The organism is Vulcanococcus sp. Clear-D1, assembly GCF_014654725.1.
Lineage (GTDB): Bacteria > Cyanobacteriota > Cyanobacteriia > PCC-6307 > Cyanobiaceae > Vulcanococcus.
This window is the reverse complement of the sequence record NZ_JACVZV010000013.1, coordinates 66612-68941: the sequence shown is the minus strand read 5'-3', so window position 1 is coordinate 68941 and position 2330 is coordinate 66612. Positions and strand designations below refer to the sequence as shown.

Sequence of the window (2330 nt, the reverse complement as noted above, 5' to 3'; positions counted from 1 at the left end):
ATGGCGCGACGACAACCAGAGCTGAACCCGTGATCAGACTTTGAATCGGCCCTGCTTAGCCCAGCTCCCAGGGTTTGCACGAGGGCTCACCTTTCAGGATGACAAAGCGCTGGTGACCATCTCCAAACTGCGCTCACCCCAAAGCAACGGACTGGCCATAGCAGAGCAGCTCAAAAACTCCAACCACCCTGATGGCGTCTGCGGAATCCGGGTGGTGGATCTCAACACGGGGGAAATCCAAGGGAGCTTGAACCTGCCCGAATCTGTGGATGAGGTTTTCGATATCGCACTGCTGACTGGCATCCAACGCGCTTCGGTACTGGCGAATGATGCCGACGATGCTGAGCGTCTGATCAAGCTCCCGAATCGGGTGGAGCTACTCAGCACCAGGCCGAAGCCGCCTCAATCCACCGCAAGCACCCCTGCCGGATCCAACCTGCGATACCAACGCATCTTTCACCTCACAGCCGACAACTTGGCACCCTATGCAGAACTAACGTTCCCATCGCTGGCACCTGGCGGCAATGCCCAACGCAAACTGAATGGCCCATTGGTGGCCGTTTGCGCACTTGCTGGCGAACAGATGGTTGGTCTTGCGATCGCTGAGTGCAAACAGACAGGATCAGCCCAGGTCGTTTCTCTGAAAGTTCAGCCAGATTGGCGCGGCCGAGGGGTTGGCAGCCTTCTGATGAAGAGCCTGATGAGATGCCTTCACCTGGAAGGCATGAGAGATATACACATTCGATACCAATCAACCACAGAGAGCGAAGGTGCGATTGAATCTTTACTGCTACGCCTTGGCTGGAGCAAACCACACGACACATTTTTGCTACTCGAAGGGCTTGCGGAACGCTTGGCGACCATTCCCTGGGCTGACAACTATCCAATTACTCAGCCGTACCGCCTAGCAACCTGGCAACCGCAGTACACAGGAGATGCTTCCAAACTCAACGCCCCATCCACCCTTCTTGCCTCCACAACCAGCCCAAACCTGGATCCAAACATCTCGCTCGCATTGCTTCATAACGAACAACTGGTGGGATGGGTATTGGTAGATCGCACCACCCCTACACAGGTCCGCTATTCCAGCCTTTTTGTAGCACCGGAGCACCGGGGGCGCGCCAGAGGCTTGGCGCTGCTGGCCAGCGCTTTCCGGCGACAGGGGGAACTTGGCCCACCAGTAGCCCGCGCAGGAGTAGCGCCAGAAAGCGGCTCCATGATTCGGCTGGCTCAACGCCATTTGCGGCCCTATCTCCAGAGCATTTCCAGAGCTCGACAATCGGAAATTCTCCTGCCTAAATCAGCAAAGATCCAAGCCAGAGCGCCGGCCCTCTGAAATCCCCGAGAACCTTTCCACCACTAACCACAAAATTCTCAATCACCACCAAAAGCCATGACCACATTTTCCTTCTCTAGCCCCACTAGCAATCCCTTCAACATCTCTCTGAGCATATCTTCATCCATAAACCCAACGTTTGCAGATATTAACAACGACGGAGACCTAGACCTCTTTATCGGGGCAAAGAATGGCTCCCCAGATATCTCCTACCTCGAAAATATTGGCACTAGCACCAGCCCCAACTTTGCAGCAGCCACAACCAATCCCTTTGGAATAACACCTCCTTCGCGTATTTACTTATATCCAACATTCGCAGACATCGACAATGACGGCGACAAAGATCTATTTGCCGGCAATGATTTTCAAATCAATTTCTATGAGAATACTGGAACCTCTTCGGCAGCCTCATTTGCCACACCATCTCAGAGTTCTTTTGGACTTCCTATACCACAGAGATTTATCAATATTCCTACATTCGCAGACATTGACACCGATGGCGACCTCGACCTCTTCCTCGGACAAGACAGCCTATCCCTCACCTATTATGAAAATACGGGCACAGCTTCTAATCCCACTTTTGGCGGCGCTAATTCCTCACCATTCGGCTTAAACACATCAGCCGATGGCATAGATACTCCGGCTCCCACCTTTGCAGACTCCGACGGCGACGGAGACCTGGATCTATTTGTCGGAGATAAAAATGTCGGCGGAGCCCTATTTTTCTACGAAAACGTAGGCACTGCATCTTCCCCATCCTTTGGCCCTAAGCAGACCAATCCCTTCGGATATGTCACACCAGGATTTACTCAATATTTAACTCCGTCTTTTGCAGACATCGACGGCGATGGTGACCTCGATTTATTTGTAGGAATTGATCAAGGTGTGATAGCATTCTATGAAAATACCCCTAGTGGTGGTGACACAACTCCGCCAACTGCAACCATCTCCCTTGCGGATTCGGCTCTCACAATTGGTGAGACCTCCCTCGTCA

Annotated in this window: 2 protein-coding genes; both read left to right on the top strand. The window is 52.7% G+C overall.

Annotated features, from left to right (window positions below):
• Positions 1-40 precede the first annotated feature (40 nt).
• Positions 41-1336, top strand: coding sequence for a GNAT family N-acetyltransferase (locus tag H9532_RS04190; RefSeq protein ID WP_296365988.1), 1296 nt, complete (start codon positions 41-43; stop codon positions 1334-1336).
• Between the two features lie 57 nt (positions 1337-1393).
• Positions 1394-2330: FG-GAP-like repeat-containing protein (locus tag H9532_RS04185; protein WP_296365987.1), on the top strand; the 937-nt coding region annotated here is incomplete at its 3' end.